At 63.4% G+C, this 20,256-nt stretch carries 18 protein-coding genes; 9 read left to right on the top strand and 9 right to left on the bottom strand.

All coding sequences use genetic code 11. The annotated features are described in order from the left end of the window. Window positions 1-62: 62 nt before the first annotated feature. Window positions 63-620: a GNAT family N-acetyltransferase gene (locus tag ACUXV1_RS05105; RefSeq protein WP_446014968.1), complete on the top strand. Its 558-nt coding sequence runs from the start codon at window positions 63-65 to the stop codon at window positions 618-620. A gap of 87 nt (window positions 621-707) precedes the next feature. Here ACUXV1_RS05105 and ACUXV1_RS05100 read toward each other — a convergent pair whose 3' ends face one another. The 3 genes from ACUXV1_RS05100 to ACUXV1_RS05090 all read right to left on the bottom strand — a co-directional run bounded on the left by ACUXV1_RS05100 (window position 708) and on the right by ACUXV1_RS05090 (window position 3,021). Continuing rightward, on the bottom strand, window positions 708-1,877 hold the full coding sequence (locus ACUXV1_RS05100) for an MFS transporter (protein ID WP_446014967.1): 1,170 nt from the start codon (window positions 1,875-1,877) through the stop codon (window positions 708-710). An 85-nt stretch (window positions 1,878-1,962) separates the two neighbouring features. Next, a complete protein-coding gene (locus ACUXV1_RS05095) occupies window positions 1,963-2,364 on the bottom strand; it encodes an RNA-binding S4 domain-containing protein (protein WP_043641557.1) in 402 nt (133 codons plus the stop codon). Further along, complete coding sequence (locus ACUXV1_RS05090; RefSeq protein ID WP_446014966.1) at window positions 2,365-3,021, bottom strand: fumarylacetoacetate hydrolase family protein; 657 nt, start codon at window positions 3,019-3,021, stop codon at window positions 2,365-2,367. A 343-nt stretch (window positions 3,022-3,364) separates the two neighbouring features. On the opposite strand from ACUXV1_RS05090, the gene ACUXV1_RS05085 reads away from it, so the two are divergent. Together ACUXV1_RS05085 and ACUXV1_RS05080 are read left to right on the top strand one after the other, a co-directional pair. Then, window positions 3,365-5,065: a PHA/PHB synthase family protein gene (locus ACUXV1_RS05085; protein WP_446015133.1), complete on the top strand. Its 1,701-nt coding sequence runs from the start codon at window positions 3,365-3,367 to the stop codon at window positions 5,063-5,065. Window positions 5,066-5,268: 203 nt separating this feature from the next. Next, window positions 5,269-6,447, top strand: a complete 1,179-nt coding sequence (locus tag ACUXV1_RS05080; protein ID WP_081556193.1) for an acetyl-CoA C-acetyltransferase — start codon at window positions 5,269-5,271, stop codon at window positions 6,445-6,447. Window positions 6,448-6,510: 63 nt separating this feature from the next. Here the strand turns inward: ACUXV1_RS05080 and ACUXV1_RS05075 are convergent, their stop codons facing one another. The 3 genes from ACUXV1_RS05075 to ACUXV1_RS05065 all read right to left on the bottom strand — a co-directional run bounded on the left by ACUXV1_RS05075 (window position 6,511) and on the right by ACUXV1_RS05065 (window position 8,674). Further along, window positions 6,511-6,876: a DOPA 4,5-dioxygenase family protein gene (locus tag ACUXV1_RS05075; RefSeq protein ID WP_043641553.1), complete on the bottom strand. Its 366-nt coding sequence runs from the start codon at window positions 6,874-6,876 to the stop codon at window positions 6,511-6,513. A 447-nt stretch (window positions 6,877-7,323) separates the two neighbouring features. Then, window positions 7,324-7,452, bottom strand: a complete 129-nt coding sequence (locus ACUXV1_RS05070) for a hypothetical protein (RefSeq protein ID WP_254894653.1) — start codon at window positions 7,450-7,452, stop codon at window positions 7,324-7,326. Between the two features lie 265 nt (window positions 7,453-7,717). After that, window positions 7,718-8,674, bottom strand: coding sequence for a LysR substrate-binding domain-containing protein (locus ACUXV1_RS05065; RefSeq protein WP_446014965.1), 957 nt, complete (start codon window positions 8,672-8,674; stop codon window positions 7,718-7,720). 209 nt (window positions 8,675-8,883) lie between these two features. Here ACUXV1_RS05065 and ACUXV1_RS05060 point away from each other — a divergent pair, with 209 nt between their 5' ends. The 6 genes from ACUXV1_RS05060 (at window position 8,884) to ACUXV1_RS05035 (ending at window position 17,784) form a co-directional block, all read left to right on the top strand. Beyond that, window positions 8,884-10,314: an amidase family protein gene (locus ACUXV1_RS05060; RefSeq protein WP_446014964.1), complete on the top strand. Its 1,431-nt coding sequence runs from the start codon at window positions 8,884-8,886 to the stop codon at window positions 10,312-10,314. Then, complete coding sequence (locus ACUXV1_RS05055) at window positions 10,304-11,818, top strand: aldehyde dehydrogenase (protein ID WP_337883071.1); 1,515 nt, start codon at window positions 10,304-10,306, stop codon at window positions 11,816-11,818. The genes ACUXV1_RS05060 and ACUXV1_RS05055 overlap by 11 nt, the downstream gene beginning before the upstream one ends. Window positions 11,819-11,882: 64 nt before the next feature. After that, window positions 11,883-13,256, top strand: coding sequence for an aminotransferase class III-fold pyridoxal phosphate-dependent enzyme (locus tag ACUXV1_RS05050; protein ID WP_446014963.1), 1,374 nt, complete (start codon window positions 11,883-11,885; stop codon window positions 13,254-13,256). 235 nt (window positions 13,257-13,491) lie between these two features. Then, window positions 13,492-14,874, top strand: coding sequence for an APC family permease (locus ACUXV1_RS05045; RefSeq protein WP_446014962.1), 1,383 nt, complete (start codon window positions 13,492-13,494; stop codon window positions 14,872-14,874). A gap of 148 nt (window positions 14,875-15,022) precedes the next feature. After that, entirely contained in the window at window positions 15,023-16,810 is a 1,788-nt protein-coding gene (locus ACUXV1_RS05040; protein ID WP_203391672.1) for an aminopeptidase P family protein, read from the top strand. Between the two features lie 41 nt (window positions 16,811-16,851). After that, window positions 16,852-17,784, top strand: a complete 933-nt coding sequence (locus ACUXV1_RS05035) for a LysR family transcriptional regulator (RefSeq protein ID WP_445990226.1) — start codon at window positions 16,852-16,854, stop codon at window positions 17,782-17,784. Window positions 17,785-17,847: 63 nt separating this feature from the next. Here ACUXV1_RS05035 and ACUXV1_RS05030 read toward each other — a convergent pair whose 3' ends face one another. The 3 genes from ACUXV1_RS05030 to ACUXV1_RS05020 are packed head-to-tail and all read right to left on the bottom strand — an operon-like array spanning window position 17,848 to window position 20,078. Further along, the gene (locus ACUXV1_RS05030) at window positions 17,848-18,819 is read right to left on the bottom strand and encodes a polysaccharide deacetylase family protein (protein WP_446014961.1); all 972 of its coding nucleotides are present in this window, start codon (window positions 18,817-18,819) and stop codon (window positions 17,848-17,850) included. 30 nt (window positions 18,820-18,849) lie between these two features. Further along, complete coding sequence (locus tag ACUXV1_RS05025) at window positions 18,850-19,557, bottom strand: SDR family oxidoreductase (RefSeq protein ID WP_446014960.1); 708 nt, start codon at window positions 19,555-19,557, stop codon at window positions 18,850-18,852. After that, window positions 19,554-20,078, bottom strand: a complete 525-nt coding sequence (locus tag ACUXV1_RS05020) for an ester cyclase (protein ID WP_043592127.1) — start codon at window positions 20,076-20,078, stop codon at window positions 19,554-19,556. Before ACUXV1_RS05020 ends, ACUXV1_RS05025 begins: the two co-directional genes overlap by 4 nt. Window positions 20,079-20,256 lie beyond the last annotated feature (178 nt).

The following is a 20,256-nucleotide window of genomic DNA, read 5'->3' as shown; positions in this document are numbered from 1 at the left end:
GCCTGTTAGCATCAAAGCCGATGGCGCTTGCGCGCCGTCGGCTTTTTTTACGACCTCATCCCGTGAAACACGAACCCGCCATGCATCACATCGTCACCGCCAGACTGCAACTGCGCCCGCTGCACGCCAGCGACGCCCCTTTCATGCTCAAGCTGCTGAACGAGCCGGCCTTCATCGCCAATATCGGCGACAAAAACGCCCACGACCTGCTCGGCGCGCTGCGCTATATCGAGGAGGGCCCGCAAGCCAGCTACCGCAAGCACGGCCACGGCCTGTTGCTGGTGGAGCGGCTAGAGGACGGCGTTCCAGTCGGCATCTGCGGTCTGGTCAAGCGCGAAGGCCTGGCCTATCCGGACATCGGCTACGCCTTTCTGGAACAATTCTGGGGCAGCGGCTACGCCAGCGAAGCCGCGCAGGCCGCCATAGAACATGGCCGCGAGCAGTTGGGGCACGAAGTGGTGGTCGGCATCACCGCGCCGCACAATCAGGCGTCCATCCGCGTGCTGGAGAAAATCGGCCTGCGTTATCAGGGCCGGATCGAACTGCCCGGCATTGACGGCGACAGCTGCTATTTCGTGCCGCCTGGGCTCTTAAAGCCCGCTCGCGATCTGGCTAGCTAAGGCGAGACAAGACGAAAACGGCTGAGAAATTCGAAACCGTGTTCAACACCGTATCGCCAACGCGCAGCAGATCGTGCCCATATTGGATCAGCCGGCCTGAAACGCCGCCGGCCGCAACCAGCGCCGGCACAGCAACACGCCCAGCGCGGCGGCAACGGCCGACATCGCGAACGTCGTCGCCATGCCGCCATGCGGCCACACCAGCCCGCCGATCAGACCGCCGGCGCTGCCGCCGACGCCAAACGAGGCGATGATGTAAAAGCCTTGAGCGCGACCGTGATGATGTGGGTCGAACATACGATGGATCAGCCCCACCGAGGCCGCGTGGTGCAGGCCGAAAGTCAGCGCGTGCAGCAACTGCGCGCTGATCGCCACCCACGCCAGCTGCGCGGCGGCGGCGATCAGCGCGAAACGCAGCACCGCCGCCGCTAGCGACAACAGCATCAGCGTTTCCAGGCGGGCGCGCCCCATGATCTTGGGCATCAGCAGGAATACCGCCACCTCGCTGACCACGCCCAGGCCCCACAGCATGCCGATCGCGCCTTGCTCGTAGCCCGCCTGTTTCAAGCCGATGGAAAAAAAGGTGTAGTAAGGCCCGTGAGCGAAGGCCATCAGGAAACAACAGCCAAACAGGGCCATTACCTCAGGCCGCCGCAGCGTAGCGGCCATTGATGTCGACTGCCCGTTCTTGCGTTCAGCGGCCACCTCCGGCACCCGCCAGGCCGCCGCCGCCACCAGCCCCAACAACGCGCAGAGCGCCCACGGCAGATTGCCGATGCCGATGAGGTCCAGCAGCAAGCCGCCGCTCATCGCCAAACAAACAAAACCTATCGAGCCCCAGACCCGCACCCGGCTGTAACGCCCCGGCTGCGCGCGCGTCAGGTGGGCTGTACTGGCCTCCACCAGGGGCAGCGCCGCCGCCCAGAAAAAATGCGACACGGCCAGGCTGACGAACACCCACCAGAAGGCGCGGTCCAGCCCTACCAGCAGAAAGGCCGCCGCCGACAACAGAGAAGTCGTCAAGATGATGGCGCGCCGGCGTCCGCGCCGATCCGCCAACCAGCCCCAAAAGCCCGGCGCGACAATACGCGCCAACGTGGACAAGGCCATCAACACCGAGATCTGCCAGGCAGAGAAGGACAGCGACTCCAGATACAGCCCCCAGAACGGGCTGAACAGGCCCTGAAAGGCGAAATAGCTGAAATAGAACAGGCTGAACGGCAACAGGGATACAACGGGTGACGCGGAAGACGGCATGATGTGAAGCTCGGCCCTTAAGCGGACTCCTGGTTGAAAACGTAAAACGGCGCGCGGAATAGCGCAGCGGACTTTGAACAGGCTCTCAGAACTGCCCTTTGAACTTGCCGATCTCCCGCCGCGCCTTCTTGGTGGGACGCCCATCGCCGTGCGGGAAACTGGCGCGCTCCGCTTTCAACAGCAACTGCTGCTCCTCGCGCGCGCGTTGCGAAGCCTCGTCCTCGCGGTAGAGCAGCCGCGCCTCCTGCGCCGGGCGGCGCTGGGTGCTCAGCGCCAGCACCTCGACTCGGTACTCCAGCTGATTGATGCGCATCACCAGTTGGTCGCCCTCCTTGACCACCCGCGACGCCTTGACTCTGTCGCCGTTGACCTGCACCCGCCCCAATTCCAGCGCTTCGTGCGCGAGTTGCCGCGTCTTGAAGAAACGAGCCGCCCACAACCATTTGTCGAGACGGACCTTGCCAGCGTCCTCGCCCGAGGCCGCCATCTAGAGCACGCTCCATTCGGCGGAGGCCAATCCATCCAGCTTCAAACTAAGCTTGTCGCCGGAACGCACCGCCGCCACGCCCTCCGGCGTGCCGGTATAGATCAGATCGCCGGCTTGCAGGCCGTAGATCCGCGACAGATAGGCGATGATGGCCGCCACCGGGAACAACATCAGCCCGGTATCGCCTTGCTGACGCAGCGCCCCGTTAACGCGCAACTCGAAGCTCAGCCGCTGCGGGTTGGCCACCTGAGCCGCCGGTGTCAGCCGGGACAGGCAGGCGGCGGTGGGAAAGCCCTTGGCCTTGGTCCAGGGATGGCCCTTGCTCTTGGCCGCCGATTGCACATCGCGCGCCGTCATGTCCAGACCGATGCCGTAGCCGGCCACATGATCCAGCGCTTCCGATTCCGCAATATCGCGGCCGCCCTTGCCTATCAGCAACACCAGTTCGCACTCGTGGTGCACATCGCTGGAATAGTCGGGCAGACGCAACGGCTCGCCCTCGCCGGCCAGCGCCGAAGTGGGTTTCAAGAACACCAGCGGCTCGTCTTCCAGCGGGTTGTTCAACTCCGCCGCGTGCGCGGCGTAATTGCGCCCAATGCAGAAGATGTTGCCCACCGCGACGTCCTCTTCGCCCAAGCGCGCCTTGAATGCCGACATGACCATCCTTTCCCGTTCAGTCCAACGTCAATTTAATCTTCGCGATTATCCCATAATTTCCATCCTCCCGGCATGCCAGGCCGAAAGGACAGCTAGGCAGATTGTGCACTGCGGCAACAAGATGCGACTTTCGACGCGCCTTATCGTCCTCCTCCCGGTGAAAATGTCATGCAACCCTGTTACAGTCATGGCGTACCTTGCGACCGCACACTTTGTTACACGGTCCAATGCAGGAAAGCTTCGATAACGCTTCGGCACGTTTCAGGAGACAGCTTTGACCCAAGAAAGTACAAACCCGCTGGATAGTTTCTTCGCCAGCCTATCCGAGGCCAACCAACAATGGATGCAGCAGTTCGTCAACAACATGCCGCTGCCCCCGCAACCTGGAAATGCTGAATTGCCGCTGGCCAACGCCTGGGGCGCCATGCTCAGCAACGCCGGTCAGTTGTTCGCCTGGCAAAGCAGCCTGTATCAGCAGCAGATGAATCTGTGGTCTCAGTTCCTGGGCCAGGCGCCCGCCGCCAACGGCGACGCCTCGGCGAAAAAGGGCGACCGCCGCTTCGCCTCTCCGGAATGGGACGAACACCCGTTCTATCACTTCCTCAAGCAGGGCTATCTGCTCACCAGCAAGTGGATGACCGAGCTGGTGGACAACGCCCAGCTGGAGGAAGAGGCCAAGGACAAGCTGGCCTTCGCCACCCGCCAATACCTGGACGCGGTCTCCCCCAGCAACTTCATGCTGACCAACCCGGACGTAATGAAACGGGCGATAGAGACCAAGGGTGAAAGCCTGGTCGACGGCATGAAGAACATGCTGGAGGACTTCCAGAAGGGGCACATCTCGATGTCGGACGAAAGTCAGTTCGAGATCGGCAAGAACATCGTGGTCACCCCGGGCCAAGTGGTGTTCCGCAATGAATTGATCGAACTGATCCAGTACACCCCCACCACCGGCCAAGTCTACGAAAAGCCGCTGCTGATCGTGCCGCCCTGCATCAACAAGTACTACCTGATGGACCTGCAGCCGGACAACTCCATGGTGCGCCACTTCGTGGCCCAGGGTTACCGCGTGTTCCTGATCAGCTGGCGCTCGGCGGAACCGGAGATGAAGCATTTCACCTGGGAAAGCTATATCGAGAAAGGCGTGATCGCCGCGGCGGAAACCGTGCGCAAGATCAGCAAGCAGGACAGCATGAACGCGCTGGGCTTCTGTGTCGGCGGCGTCATCCTGACCACCACCCAGTGCGTGCTGCAGGCCCGCGGGCTCAAGTATTTCGACTCCACCACCTTTATGACTTCGCTGATAGACCACGCCGAGCCGGGCGAGATCTCCTACTTCATCGACGAGAACCTGGTTGCCAGCCGCGAAGCCAAAATCGCCGCCGGCGGCATCATCAGCGGCAAGGAGATTGGCCGCACCTTCGCCAGCCTGCGCGCCAACGACCTGGTGTGGAACTACGTGGTCAACAACTACCTGCTGGGCAAAACGCCGGCGCCGTTCGACCTCCTATACTGGAACAACGACGCGGTGGACCTGCCGCTGCCGATGCACACCTTCATGCTGCGCCAGTTCTACATGAACAACGCGCTGACCAAACCAGGCTCCATCACCTTGTGCGGCGTGCCCATCGACGTTTCCAAGATCGACATCCCGGTCTACATTTTCGCCGCGCGCGAAGACCACATCGTGCTGTGGAGTTCCGCCTACTCCGGCATTCACTACTTGACCGGCGCGCCGTCCCGGCGCTTCGTGCTGGGCGCCTCCGGCCATATCGCCGGCTCGATCAACCCGGTGACCAAGGACAAGCGCAATTACTGGGTCAACGACAAGCTGCCGGAACACTCGGACGCCTGGCTGGAAACCGCGGAAAGCCGCCCCGGCAGCTGGTGGAAGGACTGGGACGCCTGGCTGGCTCCGCAATCCGGCAAGAAAGTCGCCGCGCCCAAGAGCCTGGGCAGCAAAGACTTCCCGCCGCTGCAAGCGGCGCCGGGCAGCTATGTGCTGGCCAAGGCCATGCCCAGCGTGGTGGCCAGCCTGCAGTAAACGCTTGTTTACGATCGGCAACGCGTCGGCGGGATAGGGTCAAGAAACTAGAACACCGCCCAAGCCGACGCGCCTTGCCACAGCCGTAAAACCGAGTTTTGTCAGTCATTCCAAAGACGCGCCGCCGACCGCTTCCAACGCCGGCGGCGCGTTGGCCGACACACCGACCTTCGCGGTCACATTGAAGAGAGACGGAGAAAAACATGGAAGTCGTGATTGTCGCAGCAACCCGCACCGCCATCGGCAGCTTTGGCGGCGCGCTGGCCAAGATCCCGGCCCCGGAACTGGGCGCCACCGTCATCAAATCGCTGCTGGCTCAAACCGGCCTGAAACCGGAAGACGTCAGCGAAGTCATTCTCGGACAAGTGCTGACCGCCGGCAGCGGCCAGAACCCGGCTCGCCAGGCCTTGATCAAGGCCGGCCTGCCCGTCACCACTCCGGCCACCACTCTCAACGTAGTCTGCGGCTCCGGTCTGCGCGCCGTTCACTTGGGCGCTCAAGCCATCGCCAACGGCGACGCCGACATCGTCATCGCCGGCGGTCAGGAAAACATGTCCTTGTCGCCGCACATCCTGCCCGGCTCGCGCGATGGTTTCCGCATGGGCAACGCTCAACTGATCGACACCATGGTCAACGACGGCCTGACCGACGCCTACAACGCCTATCACATGGGCATCACCGCCGAAAACGTGGCGGAGAAGTACGGCATCGGCCGCGAAGAGCAGGACGCGCTGGCGCTGGCCTCGCAGCAACGCGCCGCCGCCGCGCAGAAAGCCGGCAAGTTCAAGGACGAGATCACCCCGGTACTGGTGCCGCAGCGCAAAGGCGATCCGGTCGCTTTCGACAACGACGAGTTCATCAAGCACGACGCCAGCGCCGAAGGCTTGGCCAAACTGCGCGCCGCCTTCAAGAAAGAAGGCACCGTCACCGCCGGCAACGCTTCCGGCATCAATGACGGCGCCGCCGCGGTGCTGCTGATGTCGGCGCAGAAGGCCGACCAGCTGGGCCTGAAGCCGCTGGCCGCGATCAAGGCTTACGCGCTGACCGGCTGCGCGCCGGAAATCATGGGCATAGGCCCGGTGGCCGCCACCCGCAAGGCGCTGGACAAAGCCGGCTGGAAGGTGGAGGAACTGGACCTGGTGGAAGCCAACGAAGCCTTCGCCGCTCAGGCGCTGGGCGTGGCGCGCGAACTGGGCTGGGGCCCGGACAAGGTCAACGTCAACGGCGGCGCCATCGCGCTGGGCCATCCGATCGGCGCTTCCGGCTGCCGCGTGCTGGTCACCCTGCTGCATGAAATGCAGCGCCGCGACGCCAAGAAGGGCCTGGCCACGCTGTGCATCGGCGGCGGCATGGGCGTGGCGCTGGCGGTGGAACGTCGCTAAGCCGTTTCGCGCAAACAAAAAACCCACCGGAGCCGGTGGGTTTTTTTGTACTCGCGGGCAGGTTCAGCCTGAGCGCGCATTGTCGCCATGCTGGAGCAGGAATGCCATATTCAGTTCCAGCGGCGCGCCCAGCCACATGGCGAAATCGCTGTGATCCTCTACATCGTCGCCAGTCAGCGGGTGCAGCAGCACGCTCAGCCCCTCCCGGTTCAACATCAGCCACGGCACGATTTGGCCAAACAAAGCCGGCGCAAAAGCGATCTGGTAAGCGCCCACCGGGTGCGGCCCGTAAGCCTGCTCGCGCCAGCGCCCCAACTCCACCTCGAAGCGCTGCGCCACTGCCTCGCGCAGCCGCCGCGCCGCCGGCTGCTGCTTTGCGTCGTAATAGACATGGGCGTGATAGCCCGTCACCTCGAATGCCTGCTGCATCGTTTGCTCCCGTGCTCTAAGAACCTGTTTACGATCTGCTACGCATCGGTGATACGGCGTTGAAAGCGGCTTCAAAATGCTCATGTGCCGTGTGTACACTCCGCTTTTTCAGCCGTTTTCGCCTTGCCTCGCCATTGCTCGCGAGATCGTAAACAGGTGCTAAGTCCGCGCTCACGGCGACTGGACCCGAACAAAGCCTGTAAAGCTATCGTTCCCGCCGCAAAAAATCAAGACGGCATATTCCGACCCGGACACATGTCCACGCCCTGAAACCGTCCCCGCCAAACAAAAACCTCCTGGCCGCGATGGCAGGAGGTCTGGACGATTGGCCGGCCCGCTGGCCGGCGTAGACGGTCGGATGGACCACCGTGAAGGAAAACAGCGCATGGATCAAAACCAGCGAGGCGCTCAGCACATCAAGCCAGCCGCATCGCCGCAGCGCTCGTCTTAGTGGGGGACAATAATGGGCGCCCCGTCGGGCCCGTGTTTCTTCTGATGTTTGGCCGCCCGCTTTTCCTTGGGGGTCATCAATGGCTGCTTCTTGGCTTCCTTGCTGCTGTGTCTTGATTTACTCATGATCAGCTCCTTGGCATGCATCGGCGGTGCCGATGCCGGCTCCAGTATAGCCCTCATCCGAGCTTGCCATGGAGATAAAATACCCATCCGGGCGTCAAGCTCTGCGCATGGGCGACGGTTTCCAATCGCTTTTTAGAGCGGCTAACAAACCTCTGATGCCGCGGTGCGCCGGTTTGCCGTACCCAAGTAATGCCAGCGTCGGCACGCCTTGGCTCAGGTTCTCCGCAAGGTTTTGTCAGCGGCTCTAAATGGTTGAATGAATACTTCAAACCTGAAAAAGAGTCGCCGCCAAAGCCGGGGTCGCCACGGCGAAACCCTCCGGCCCCAATTGGCGAAAATGCTGCTGCGTCGCGGTAATAAAGTCCTGGATGAAAGCGGGTTTTTCCCGGCCATGTTTATCTTGCACAATCAGCGTGGGCGCGGAGCTGAAATCGGCAAACGGCCGTCGTATCAACTCCGGCCCGTCCCGAGTGGCGCTGCCGGACGGGCACATATTCAGGATGGAACAGCCAAATCCCGCGGAAACCGCCGCGCGCACGGTTTCATACGAACGCGTCCTGAAGCGCACATGAGGCTGACAAGGCGATATTTCGAACAAGGCCAACAAATACGCCGCCGTCTGCGGCAAATCCAGCAACACCAGCGGCCGAAGCGCCAAATCCGCCAACGAGACCGCTTCTTGCTCCGCCAGCGGGTCTTGTATCGACAGCAAGGCATGACAGGGCACCTTGCAGATACGGCTGACCTCCTCGTCCAAATGAAAGCCGATATCGTAGGTTACGATCAAATCCACCTCGTCGGCCGTCAGCCAGCTGCGCAGTTGCGACTGGTCTCCTTCCCGCAGCTGGATATCGACTTCGCCTTGACCCTGTATATAACGCTTCAGCACATCCGGCATGAACAAGGCGCCAAACGGCTCAAAACAGCCAATCCGCAATTGAACAGTCCCCGGCCGCGTCAGATTGGCGATGCAACGATTAAACGCCGACTTCGCTTCCAACATATCCTGCGCCGCCAGCATGAACTGCTTGCCCGCCGGAGTGATTTTTACGCCACGCGCCGGGCGGCGTTCAAAAATCCGAAACCCTATTTGGTTTTCCACATGAATGATGGCGCTCAGCAAGGCGGATTTGGAAATCGGTATCGCCTCCGCCGCCGCCGCGATGCTTCCCGTCAATGCCACTTCATAGACATAACGTATTTGTCTAATCGAAATATTCATGTCCCCTCCCCTAAGCTGGCATTTGGGAGCCTGTTGAAAGTCTGCCGTGCTTCAGCGGCGTAACAGGCTCTTACACATAAAAACAGCGCAACTTGCCGCGAAAAATGCGTTTTTCCGCGCCACCTCGTTTGCTTACCATCATCACAAAACAACACCACCGCCCAGTCATGCCATAGCGGCCACGCCGCACCTTACCTTGGGGGCTTAGTATGTCATCCATCCACACACTCCCGCTGTCGGACGCGTCGCCGCTCTGCCGGCTGAACGTGCAAAACATGACCAGCCGCTACGCCGCGGCAAGCCTTTCTCCGCTTGAAGTCGCGGAAGCGGCGCTGGCCAGGGCGTCGGCGGTCCAAGACCGTTACAACGCCTTCGCTTTTATCGACAGCGCCGGCGCGCTCGACGCCGCCGCCGCGGCCGATGAGCGTTGGCGGCGGGGGCGTCCCTTGTCTCCCATCGATGGCGTGCCCGCCACGATCAAGGACATCGTTCAAGTGCAAGGCTGGAGCGTGCGCTATGGCAGCCGCAGCAGCAGCGCGGCGGTTTGCGGCAGCGACGCTCCGTCGGTTGCTCGCTTGCGCGCCGCCGGCGCCATCTTGCTGGGCATGACGACCATGCCGGAATTCGGCTGGAAAGCCGTCACCGATAATCCGCTTCACGGGATTACGCGCAATCCGTGGGGTCCTGAACTGACGCCGGGGGGCTCTTCCGGCGGCGCGGCCGTGGCCGCCGCGGCCGGAGCGGGCGTATTGCACCTAGGGACGGATGGCGGCGGGTCCATTCGCATCCCGGCGGCCTTCTGCGGTCTGGTTGGACACAAACCCAGCTTTGGCCGGGTGCCGGCCTATCCCGGCAGCGCCTTCGGCACCTTGGCGCATATCGGGCCGATTGCGCGCTGCGTCGGCGATGTCAGCGCCATGCTGGACGCGATGAGCGGCCGCGACTTGCGTGACTGGCATCAGCCCATCGGCGGCGAGCCCTCTTTCCCTCCCTTGGCGCTAAGCCGGGCCAAAGTGGCTTACTGGTCCACCCCGGCCTGCGGCCAGCTGCAAGCGGAAGTGGCCGCGGTCATAGAACGGGCCTTGGATCTGGTGCGCTCATTGGGAGTGGAGATCCAGCCATTCGAACTTCCCGATATCGATCTGCTCGATGTTTTCCAAAAGCACTGGTTCAGCGGCGCGGCCAACCGGCTGTCCATGGTGGAGCCGGCTCTGCGCGGGCAACTGGACCCTGGCTTTGTCGCAATAGCCGAGCGCGGCCTGGCCCTGAGCGCGGCGGACTTGGTTGCGGCTCAAACCCGGCGCGCCGAATTTGGCGCCTTCATGGACCAGACGATGAGCCGGTTCGATCTGCTGCTAGCGCCGGCCACCCCCTTGACGGCCTTCCCCATCGCCTCGCGACAGCCGGCCGGCGATGGCGCTGCCTGGACAGAGTGGGCGGGTTTCAGCTTCCCGCTCAATCTAAGCCAGCATCCCGCCTGCGTCGTCCCCTGCGGCCTGAGCTCGGAAGGCAAGCCGGTTGGGCTGCAATTCATCGGCGCGCGCGGGGCGGACCGGCAATTGCTGTCGCTGGCCGGTCAGTTTGAATCGCTGGGCGCCTTTCCCCACTTATTAGACTCAGGAGCCGAATATGTCCGCTGAACCTCTCCTAGCCGACGACTGGCGCGCCCTGGCCAAGGCACTGCCCTTGGAACAGGGGCTGTTCATTGACGGGGACTTTCGTCAGGCGCGTTCCGGCCGGCGCTTCGCCAGCGTCAATCCAAGCAATGGCGAGACCCTGGCCGAGCTGCCCAGCGCCGATGGCCAGGACGTGGATATCGCCGTCAATTCCGCGCGGCGCGCTTTTCAGTCCGGCGTCTGGTCCAGACGACCGCCGCGGGAGCGTATGGCCGTCCTCAATCGGCTTGCCGATTTGATCGAACAACATCAACGCACTTTCGCTTTGCTGGACTGCCTGGACATGGGCAAGCCAATTAGCGAGATGCTGACGGTGGACTTGCCCCTGAGCGTGCAATGCCTGCGCTTTACCGCGGAATCCATCGACAAGGTCCAGGGCACGGTGGGAGCAACCGCCAGCCACATCCATAGCTTTGTGCTGCGCCAACCCTTGGGCGTGGTGGCTTGCGTGGTGCCCTGGAATTACCCCTTGCTGATGAGCTGCTGGAAGATCGCGCCCGCGCTGGCGGCCGGCAACTCCGTGGTGCTCAAGCCGGCGGAAGAGTCTCCGCTCAGCGCTTTATGGCTGGCCAAGCTCTTCATTGAGGCGGGCGCCCCGCCCGGGGTACTCAATGTGCTGACTGGCGATGGACCTGGCTGCGGCCGGCCGTTGGCCTTGCATCAGGATGTCGACAAGATCGCCTTCACCGGTTCGGCGGAAGTGGGCAAGCTGATGCTGTGCTACGCGGGCCAGTCCAATATGAAGCAACTGTCCTTGGAGTGCGGCGGCAAATCCCCCCATGTGATTTTGGCCGATGTCCAGGACCTGGAGGCCGCCGCGCGTTGGGCGGCCATGGGCGTATTCGGCAATCAAGGCCAGATCTGCTGCGCCGGCTCCCGCCTGCTGGTGGAACAAAGCATTCTTCCCGATTTTCTCGAAGCCTTCCTAAACGCCGCGCGCGCGCATCACATCCCGGGAGACCCGCTGGACCCCGCCACCAGCATGGGCCCGCTGGTGAGCCGCGGCCAGCAGCGGCGCGTGCTGGATTACATTGAGCTGGGCCGGCAGGCCGGTGCGCAATGCCTGCTGGGCGGCGACACCCCGCGCCATCTGGACCACGGCGCCTACGTCAACCCCACCGTGTTCGCCGGCGTGAACAACGGCATGCGCATAGCGCGAGAAGAGATTTTCGGCCCAGTGGCCTGCGTGATGCCGGTATCCGGCTTGGACCAGGCCATCGCCATCGCCAATGACAGCCCCTTTGGCCTGGCGGCGGGCATCTGGACCCAAAACCTCAACCATGCGCATCGCTTCGCGCGCGAGGTAGAAGCCGGCATGGTCTACGTCAACAGCTATATGGACGGCGATATGCAACTGCCGTTCGGCGGCTGGAAAGAGTCCGGCAATGGCCGCGACAAATGCTTTGACGCCTTGCTGGCCTACACCCAGACCAAGGGGGTGTGGATGACGCTGAACCAGGAGCAATAGGACAACAGAACGCCGACCATCGGAACAAGCCGGCGCCGCAACGTAAAACCGAGGAGAAACCATCATGACCAGCACGGCAAATCGCCATCCTACCGGCCATCTTTTGTATCCCTTCGCCAATGCCAGCCATATTGCCGCGCATCCGCCGCTGCGGATCGATCGCGCTTCGGGTTGCCATGTCTTCGATCAAGCCGGGAAACGCTATCTAGATGGGCAAGGCGGCTTGTGGAATGTCAACGTCGGGCACGACCATCCAGAAATCAAGGAGGCCATCACCCAACAATTAAACCAGCTGGGTTTTTATTCGATTTTTGGCGGCACCACCACGCAGCCAGCCATGGCGCTGGCTGAGCGTTTATGCCGGATGACCGAGCCCGAAGGCATGAGCGCCGCCTTTTTCTCTTCCGGCGGCTCGGAAGCCAATGAAGCGGCGTTTAAACTGACCCGCCAGTACTGGCGGCAATGCGGCGAGCCTGAGCGCCATAAAATCATCTCGCTGAAGCAGGCTTACCACGGCGTCACCCTGGGAGCCTTGTCGGCGAACGGCAGCACCGCTTATCGCCAGGCTTACGAACCCTTGCTGGCGGGCTTCAGCCAAGTGGACACCCCCCATCTATACCGCAACCCCTACACCGACGATTCAGAAACCCTAGGCCGCTTATGCGCGCAATTGCTGGAGCGGGAAATCCTCCATCAGGGCCCCGGCACCGTGGCGGCCTTCATTGCCGAGCCGGTGCAAGGCGCCGGCGGCGTCATTGTCCCGCCCCCCAATTATTGGCCCTTGGTGCGCGAGGTGTGCGACCGCTATCGCGTGCTCCTGATCGCGGACGAAGTGGTCACCGGTTTCGGCCGCATTGGAAACCTGTTCGGCAGCCGGCATTGGGGGGTGAAGCCGGACATCATGGTATTCGCCAAGGGAATCAACAGCGGCTACATCCCGCTGGGGGCCACCTTGATGAATCAAAGAGTGGAGTCGGCATTTCACTCCAGCGACGCCCGCCAGTTCAGCCCAGCGGCCTTCTATCACGGCAACACTTATGCCGGCCATCCGCTGGCCTGCGCGGCGGCGCTGGCCAATCTGGAGATCATCGAAAGGGAAAACCTGACGGAAAACGCGGCCAAGGTAGGCGGTCATTTATTGGAGCGCCTGAAAAGCATAAAGGGCAAGCATCCCTATATGGGCGATGTCCGCGGCTTGGGCCTGATGATAGGCGTGGAACTGGTGGCCGACCCCGTCGGCAAACAGCCTTTTGATCTGGACCTGGGCTTCGGCGCGTATATCTCCGATTACTGCCGTCGACACGGGGTGTTGATACGCAATCTGGCGGACACTTTCATCATTTCTCCGCCCTTGACGCTGAGCATGGAGCAGGCCGAGCTCATCGCGAATACCTTCGAGCAAGCCATCGAAGCCGCGGAGAAAGCCTTGCTACGGTAACCCGCATGGAGATCAAGCGGCTTGCATAGACAACAATAGCCGGCCCCAAGAGCCTGTTAACGACGCGCAGCAGACTCCCTGCAGGCTCAAAGAACTTGCCGGCAATAAGACCCGCTGACAAAACCCCTGATCCTGAGTTGCGCCGACTTGTCGTACGCCTGGTACTGCCGGCGTCGGCGCGCCTTGGCCCAGGTACGCTGCGCGGTTTTGTTTGCGGCGCTAAAGGAGAATCATGATGGCAGGATATCCCCCGTTCCCCGTAACGGAGCCCGCGCAGCCCCTTCCCTACGCCGGATCGCTACGCCGAGTGTTATCGCTGCCGGCGCTGACTTTGTTTGGCCTGGTCTATATGGTGCCCTTGACCGTATTCACCACCTATGGCGTGGTCACTCAAGTCACCGGCGGCCGCACCGCCTTGGCTTATCTGCTCACCTTGCTGTCCATTTTTTTCACCGCGCTGTCTTATAGCCGCATGGTCGACCGCTACCCGGTTGCGGGCTCGGCCTATTCTTATGCCCGTAAAAGCTTTGGTCCGATGGCGGGCTTTCTGGCCGGCTGGTCTTTATTGCTCGATTACCTGTTTTTACCCATGATCAATTACCTGATGATCGGCATCTACCTGCATCAAAGCTTTCCTCAAGTGCCGGCCTGGGGCTTTATCGTGACGATGATCGCGCTGGTCACGCTGTTGAATGTGCTGGGCATTCAATCAGTGTCGCGTTTCGGCAATGTGCTGATAGTCGCGCAGCTAGTCTTTGTTCTGGTGTTTGTCGGGCTGGCGGCCCGGCAGATCATGACTCAGACCAGCGTAGATCTGCTGGCGCCCTGGCAGGGGGACGGCAGCGCCATCGGGATGGCGCCGGTGCTGGCCGGCGCGGCCATTCTGTGTTTGTCCTTTCTAGGCTTCGACGCGGTGTCCACTTTGGCGGAAGAAGCGCGGGAACCTCGCCGCGACATCCCGCGGGCCATCATCATGACGACAATAGGAGCTGGACTGCTGTTCATCCTGCTGGCGGCCATCAGCCAGCTGGCTTTCCCCGGCAGCAGGTTCCAGCATGTGGACTCAGCCGCCAATGAGGTGATGCAGCGCATCGCCGGCCCCTATTTCGTCAGTTTTTTCACCGCCAGCTATGTGGCCGGCGCCTTTGGATCGGCACTGGCCTCCCAGGCCTCGGTCTCGCGCATTTTGTACAGCATGGGCAGGGATCGTGTCTTGCCGCACCGGGTTTTTGCCGGCCTGTCACAACGCTTCAACACCCCGATCTGGTCGATACTCGTGGTATCCCTCTGTTCCACGCTGGCGCTGGTGATCGATTTGGCCACCCTGGCCTCCCTGATCAGTTTCGGGGCTCTGGTGGCGTTCTCGGTGGTCAACCTGGCGGTGATCAAAACCTATCTGCTGGATGGCAAGCCGCATCCGTTTAGCGCCTGGATGCGTTATGGCTCGCCCGCGGCGATTGGATTTGCCTTGACGCTCTGGCTGTGGACCAGCCTGTCCGCGCTCACCTTGCAAATCGGCCTGGGCTGGCTCGCCGCGGGCATGGCGTATTTGCTGTGCCTGACGCGCGGCCTGCGCAAAGCCGTGCCCACGGTTCAATTCGACAACAGCGAGTCTTGAGCGAAGGCGGGCGCCCCACGCCCGCCCCGCCTAAAATGACATGGCAATCATCAGCTATGCTCATACTCTTGCGCCTCGGTTTCATTAGCCACAGAATGCATGGCATACATCCCCCGGAGCCGGCATGAACACCCTCGCAACCCCTCAACTGGACACCATTCCGCAACGCATCGCCTCCCTGCGCGCCGCCATGAAGAACGCCGGAGTCGACGCCTGTCTGGTGCCCTCGTCCGATCCCCACCTGTCGGAGTATCTGCCGGCGCGCTGGCAAGCCCGCCAATGGCTGTCCGGCTTCACCGGCTCCATGGGCACGCTAATCGTCACCCACAACTTCGCAGGCGTCTGGGCCGACAGCCGGTACTGGGTGCAAGCCGAGGCCGAACTGGCCGGCAGCGGCATTCAGCTGGTCAAGATCGTCAGCGCGGCCAGCGCCGACCACCTTGGCTGGATCTCCAAGACGCTGAGCGCCGGCCAGACGCTGGCGGTGGATGGCGATTCGCTGGGCCTGGCCGCTGCCAAAGCGCTGCAAGCCGCGCTGGAACAGGCTGGCGCTCGCTTGCGCACCGACCTGGATCTGATAGACGTCATCAACCCGCAGCGCCCGCCGCTGCCGGACGCGCCGGTGTATCAACATGAGGCGGCGTTCGCGCCGCAAAGCCGCGCGGACAAGCTGGCGCGCTTGCGCGCCGCCATGGCCGAAGCCGGCGCCGATTGGCACTTCCTGTCCACGCTGGACGACATCGCCTGGAGCTTCAATCTGCGCGGCAGCGACGTCAACTACAACCCGGTGTTCATCAGCCATGCGCTGCTGGGCCGGCAACAGGCCATCCTCTTCGTCGGCGAAGGCAAGGTTTCCGCCGAACTGCGCGCCCAACTGGCGGCCGACGGCGTCGAAGTCCAGCCCTACGCCCAGGCCAAGCCGGCGCTCGGCGCGCTGCCGGCCGGCGCCAGCCTGCTGCTGGACCCGCGCCGCGTCACCCTGGGCTTGCGCCAGGCGGTTAATCCGGCAGCCCGCGTGATCGAGGCTATCAATCCCAGCACCTTGTTCAAATCCTGCAAAACGCCGGAAGAAGCCGCTCACATCCGCGGTGCGATGGAGCAGGACGGCGCGGCGCTGTGCGAGTTCTTCGCCTGGTTCGAAAGCGAAGTTAACCGCAGCCGCGTCACCGAGCTGACCATAGACGCGGAAATCACCGCCGCGCGCGCGCGTCGCCCCGGCTTCGTGTCGCCCAGTTTCGGCACCATCGCCGGCTTCAACGCCAACGGCGCGCTGCCGCACTACCACGCCACCGAGGCCGCCCACAGCGAAATCAAGGGCGACGGCCTGCTGCTGATCGACTCCGGCGGTCAATACCTGGGCGGCACCACCGACATCACCCGGGTGCTGGCGGTCGGCACGCCGTCCGCCGAGCAAAAGCGCGACTTCACCCTGGTTCTGAAAGGCACCATAGGCCTGTCCATGGCGCATTTCCCGCGCGGCACCCTATCGCCGATGCTGGACGCTCTGGCGCGCGCGCCGCTATGGCAGCACGACATCGACTTCGGCCACGGCACCGGCCACGGAGTCGGCTACTTCCTCAATGTTCACGAAGGCCCGCAGAGCATTTCCCGCGCGGTGCCGGACGCCAATATGGCGATGCAGGAAGGCATGGTCACCTCGATCGAACCCGGCGTCTACCGGCCCGGCCGCTGGGGCGTGCGCATAGAGAACCTGGTGCTGAACGTGGCCTCGTCGCAAAATGAATTCGGCGACTTCCTGCGCTTCGAAACCCTGACCCTATGCCCTATCGACACCCGCTGCCTGGACTTCAACCTGCTGTCCCGCGCCGAGGTGGACTGGCTGAACCAGTACCATGCCGAGGTGCGCGCGCGCTTGCTGCCGCTGGTGGACGGCGCGGCGCGCGAATGGCTGCTGGCCAATACTGAAACCATCTAGACCCCTCGCTGCCCGGGCGCTCCCGCGCCTGGGCCATTCACATGCTTGATCGACTCAACGACCTACGCCTCTTCCTTGACGCCGCCCAACTGGGCAGTTTCTCCGCCGCCGGCCGCAAGCAGGGCCTATCCCCCGCCGCCGCCAGCGCCTGCATCCAGCGGCTGGAAGCGGCGCTGGGCAGCCGCTTGTTCCAACGCACCACTCGCCAACTGCGGCTGACCGAGGCAGGAGAAATCTTCCGCGACCACTGCCAGCGCGCGCTGGACACCCTGCAGCAAGGCCAGGACAGGCTGCAGCGGGAACAAAGCGAACTCAGCGGCCTGATCCGGCTGTCAGCGCCGTCGGATCTGGGCCGACACGCCTTGCTGGACTGCCTGGACGAATTCCGCCGCCTGCATCCGGCGGTGCATTTCGCCTTGCAACTGGACGACACCCCGGCCGATTTGATCGGCGAAGACATCGACATCGCCATCCGCTACGGCCAACCGGCGGACAGCAGCCTGATCGCGCGCGAACTGGCCGCCAGCCGCCGCGTGGTCTGCGCCGCGCCGGCGCTGCTCGCGCGCACCGGCACGCCCCGCCATCCGCGGCAGCTGGCCGAACTGCCGACGCTGACCCTGGTCACCGGCGACGGGCCGATGCATGAATGGCCTTACCGCGAGCACGGACAGCGCCGCGCGCTGCGGCTGGAACGCGCGCAGCAGAGCAACGACGGCGAGGTGATCCGCCGCTGGGCGCTGCAAGGCCAGGGCTTCGCCTACAAATCGCTGCTGGACATCGCCGACGATCTGCGCCAAGGCCGCCTGCTCACGGTGCTGGACGAGTACTTCACCGACAGCGCGCCGCTGCACCTGCTTTACCCCGTCCAGCGCGGCCAACCGCTGCGCATCCGCCGGCTGATCGACTTCCTGCGCGAGCGGCTGTCGGCGCTGCCGGCTACCGCCCTGCTGCCGGAGGCCGGCGCCCAATTGTAAAAAAACCGCGGCGCGGCCAATGGCCGTTCCGCGGTTTTAGGGTGCGTCTCATGGTTCGGCGGCTCAGTCCGCCGGCACCTTGTCCGCCTGCAGCGCGAAGCGCGCGATCTCGTCCTTGCGCATGAAGGCGACGCCGGCATGGCTCTGCGCGTAGCGGATGAATTGCTCCAAGGCCTTGACCCGCGCCGGCGAGCCGGAAATGCGGTCGTGGGTGCTGATCGACATCATCCGCCGCCGCGAACCGGCCTCTGCATACAGCACGTCAAACTCAGCCTTCAAATCGGACAGGTAAGCCTCGTTGCTCAAAGCCGGCGAATCAAAACGCACGATGTCGTTGTTGCGCAAGGTATAAGGCACCACCACGAAGGGCTTGCCCTTGACCGGCACCGTGAACGGCTCGTCTCGGCTGACGTTGTCGATGTGATAGAGAAAGCCCAGTTGCTGCAGAATGCCCAGGGTATTGCGCGTGCCGCGCAGCCAGAAGGCGTTGAAGCCCACCGGACGCGCGCCGGTGGCGCGCTCTATGCTGGCGATATTGGCGCGATAGGCCGCCTCTTCCTGCTCCGGCGTCATCGAGTACTGCGGTTCCCAGGTCTGGCCGTGCGCCGCCGCTTCATGGCCTCGCGCCACGATCTCGCGCGCCAGCTGCGGGCTGCGATCCACCGCCTGCCCCACCATGTGCGAAGTCACCTTCACGCCGGTGCGATCCCACAGGTCCAACAACCGCGGAATGCCCTCCTTGACGCCGTAGTCGTACCAACTTTGCATCGGCAAGTCCGCGTACTTGGGGTCCAGCGGTGGAAACGGCCCGCTGGCGCCGCGCTCCGGCTGAGCGCCGGCCTCGAACTGCATGGAAATCGAAATCGCCAGGCGCGCGCCGTTCGGCCAGAAGGCGCCGCCGCTTGCTGTGTTTGCCGTCATCTTGCTTGCTCCAGTCGCCGCCAGCGCCGCGCCGTGCGCCAGCATCAGCGCGGTGCCGCCCGCGGCCGCGCCGGCCAGGAACTGGCGACGATTGATGGGTAGGGTATCGGACATCTCAAGTCCTCTTGTTCTCTTCGGCGCGGCCTACAACAAGGCCCCGCCCTCCACGTCCAGCACCGAGCCGGAGATGAAACCATTGGCCATCGCCAACAGATAGGCTTGCGCCAGTTCCGGCGGCTGGCCGACGCGGCCGACGGGCAGGCCCTGCCCGATGCGCGCCAGCGTCGCCTGGCGCGCGGCGGAGCCGGCTTCGCCCCATAACTCGGTGTCCACCACGCCGGGGCTGACCACGTTGACGCGGCGCGGCGCCAGTTCCTTGGCCAGATTCTTGGCCGCCGCCTCCAGCGCGGCGTTGACCGTGCTCTTCAGCAAGCCGCCGCTGGAATACTTGCGCGCCAACAAGCCGGAGGTGAAGGTCACCGACGCCCGCTCCGTCAGATAAGGCAAGGCTTCCCGTACCGCCAGCAGGCTGCCGAACAGCTTGACGTCGAAAGTCTGCCGCAACGCTTCCTCGCTCAGCTCGGCCAGCGCCGGCGCGCCAACCCGCGCGCCGGCGGTCAGCACCAAGTGATCGATGCGGCCGATGTCTGCGAAGGCCCGGGCCAATGTCAGACTGTCGGTCATGTCCGCCTGAATCCCCTCGCGGTCCTCCTCGGATTGGACGGTACGCCCCAGCACATAGACCCGAGCGCCGGCCGCCACGGCCGCGTCCGCCACCGCCCGGCCGATGCCGGAGCCGCCGCCCAGCACCGCCACGGTCTGCCCGTGGAAAGAAAAGGCCGCCGCGTTCATGGCTTCACCACGCCCAATTGCTGCATCAGGGTCAGATTGTCTTCCAGGTGCCAGTTCTCGGCGATGCGGCCGTTCTTGACCCGGTAGAGGTCAAAAGCCTGGAATTCCACCGGCTGGCCCTGGCCTTGCACGTCGCCGAAGCGGCCGCTGAAATGGCCCTGGAAATGCAGGCGCAACGCGACGCGGTCGCCGGCCAGCACCATATCGGTAACGTCCACCTTCAAATCCGGCACCGCGGCGCGGAACTGGCGCGAAGCCTGCAAGGGGCCGGCCACGCCCTGCTGGCGGCCAGCGGGCAAGGTGCGGTCGACAAAGTCGGGGTCCAACGCCAGCTCGGCGTAGCGCGGATCGCCGCTGTTCCAGAACGCCGCGTAGCGCAGCGCGGCCAGTTTCATCGCCGCCGCGCTGCCGGCCGGGCGGTCAGCCCACACTCTCGCGGGCTGCGGCAGGTTTTCCGCCGCGCCGGCGAAGGCCGCGGACAAGGCCAGGCCGAAGCCCAGCGCCAAGGTCAAAGCTTTCATCATCGTCTCCCGATTGCGGCGTCGCCAACACAGCGACACCGGACCAGCACATTGTGTCGCCGGCCATGGGATTTGATAATTGGCTCTATATTTGTATGATCTGCTTGTTAAATTTGAAAATAGGCGTAAAAAAAGGCGAAGCTCCAGCGCTTCGCCTTTCTCAAAGAAGCTGTTTACG

The organism is Chromobacterium sp. W521 (assembly GCF_052805975.1).
The sequence above is the reverse complement of the archived record's forward strand: the minus strand, read 5'-3'. Positions and strand labels throughout refer to the sequence as shown.

Excerpts from the sequence above, each read along its gene's own strand:
- ACUXV1_RS05100 (WP_446014967.1), bottom strand. The coding sequence starts at position 1,877 with ATGCCGTCTTCCGCGTCACCCGTTGTATCCCTGTTGCCGTTCAGCCTG.
- ACUXV1_RS05095 (WP_043641557.1), bottom strand. The coding sequence starts at position 2,364 with ATGGCGGCCTCGGGCGAGGACGCTGGCAAGGTCCGTCTCGACAAATGG.
- ACUXV1_RS05090 (WP_446014966.1), bottom strand. The coding sequence starts at position 3,021 with ATGTCGGCATTCAAGGCGCGCTTGGGCGAAGAGGACGTCGCGGTGGGC.
- ACUXV1_RS05085 (WP_446015133.1), top strand. The coding sequence starts at position 3,365 with ATGCAGCAGTTCGTCAACAACATGCCGCTGCCCCCGCAACCTGGAAAT.
- ACUXV1_RS05080 (WP_081556193.1), top strand. The coding sequence starts at position 5,269 with ATGGAAGTCGTGATTGTCGCAGCAACCCGCACCGCCATCGGCAGCTTT.
- ACUXV1_RS05075 (WP_043641553.1), bottom strand. The coding sequence starts at position 6,876 with ATGCAGCAGGCATTCGAGGTGACGGGCTATCACGCCCATGTCTATTAC.
- ACUXV1_RS05070 (WP_254894653.1), bottom strand. The coding sequence starts at position 7,452 with ATGAGTAAATCAAGACACAGCAGCAAGGAAGCCAAGAAGCAGCCATTG.
- ACUXV1_RS05065 (WP_446014965.1), bottom strand. The coding sequence starts at position 8,674 with ATGAATATTTCGATTAGACAAATACGTTATGTCTATGAAGTGGCATTG.
- ACUXV1_RS05060 (WP_446014964.1), top strand. The coding sequence starts at position 8,884 with ATGTCATCCATCCACACACTCCCGCTGTCGGACGCGTCGCCGCTCTGC.
- ACUXV1_RS05055 (WP_337883071.1), top strand. The coding sequence starts at position 10,304 with ATGTCCGCTGAACCTCTCCTAGCCGACGACTGGCGCGCCCTGGCCAAG.
- ACUXV1_RS05050 (WP_446014963.1), top strand. The coding sequence starts at position 11,883 with ATGACCAGCACGGCAAATCGCCATCCTACCGGCCATCTTTTGTATCCC.
- ACUXV1_RS05045 (WP_446014962.1), top strand. The coding sequence starts at position 13,492 with ATGGCAGGATATCCCCCGTTCCCCGTAACGGAGCCCGCGCAGCCCCTT.
- ACUXV1_RS05035 (WP_445990226.1), top strand. The coding sequence starts at position 16,852 with ATGCTTGATCGACTCAACGACCTACGCCTCTTCCTTGACGCCGCCCAA.
- ACUXV1_RS05030 (WP_446014961.1), bottom strand. The coding sequence starts at position 18,819 with ATGTCCGATACCCTACCCATCAATCGTCGCCAGTTCCTGGCCGGCGCG.
- ACUXV1_RS05025 (WP_446014960.1), bottom strand. The coding sequence starts at position 19,557 with ATGAACGCGGCGGCCTTTTCTTTCCACGGGCAGACCGTGGCGGTGCTG.
- ACUXV1_RS05020 (WP_043592127.1), bottom strand. The coding sequence starts at position 20,078 with ATGAAAGCTTTGACCTTGGCGCTGGGCTTCGGCCTGGCCTTGTCCGCG.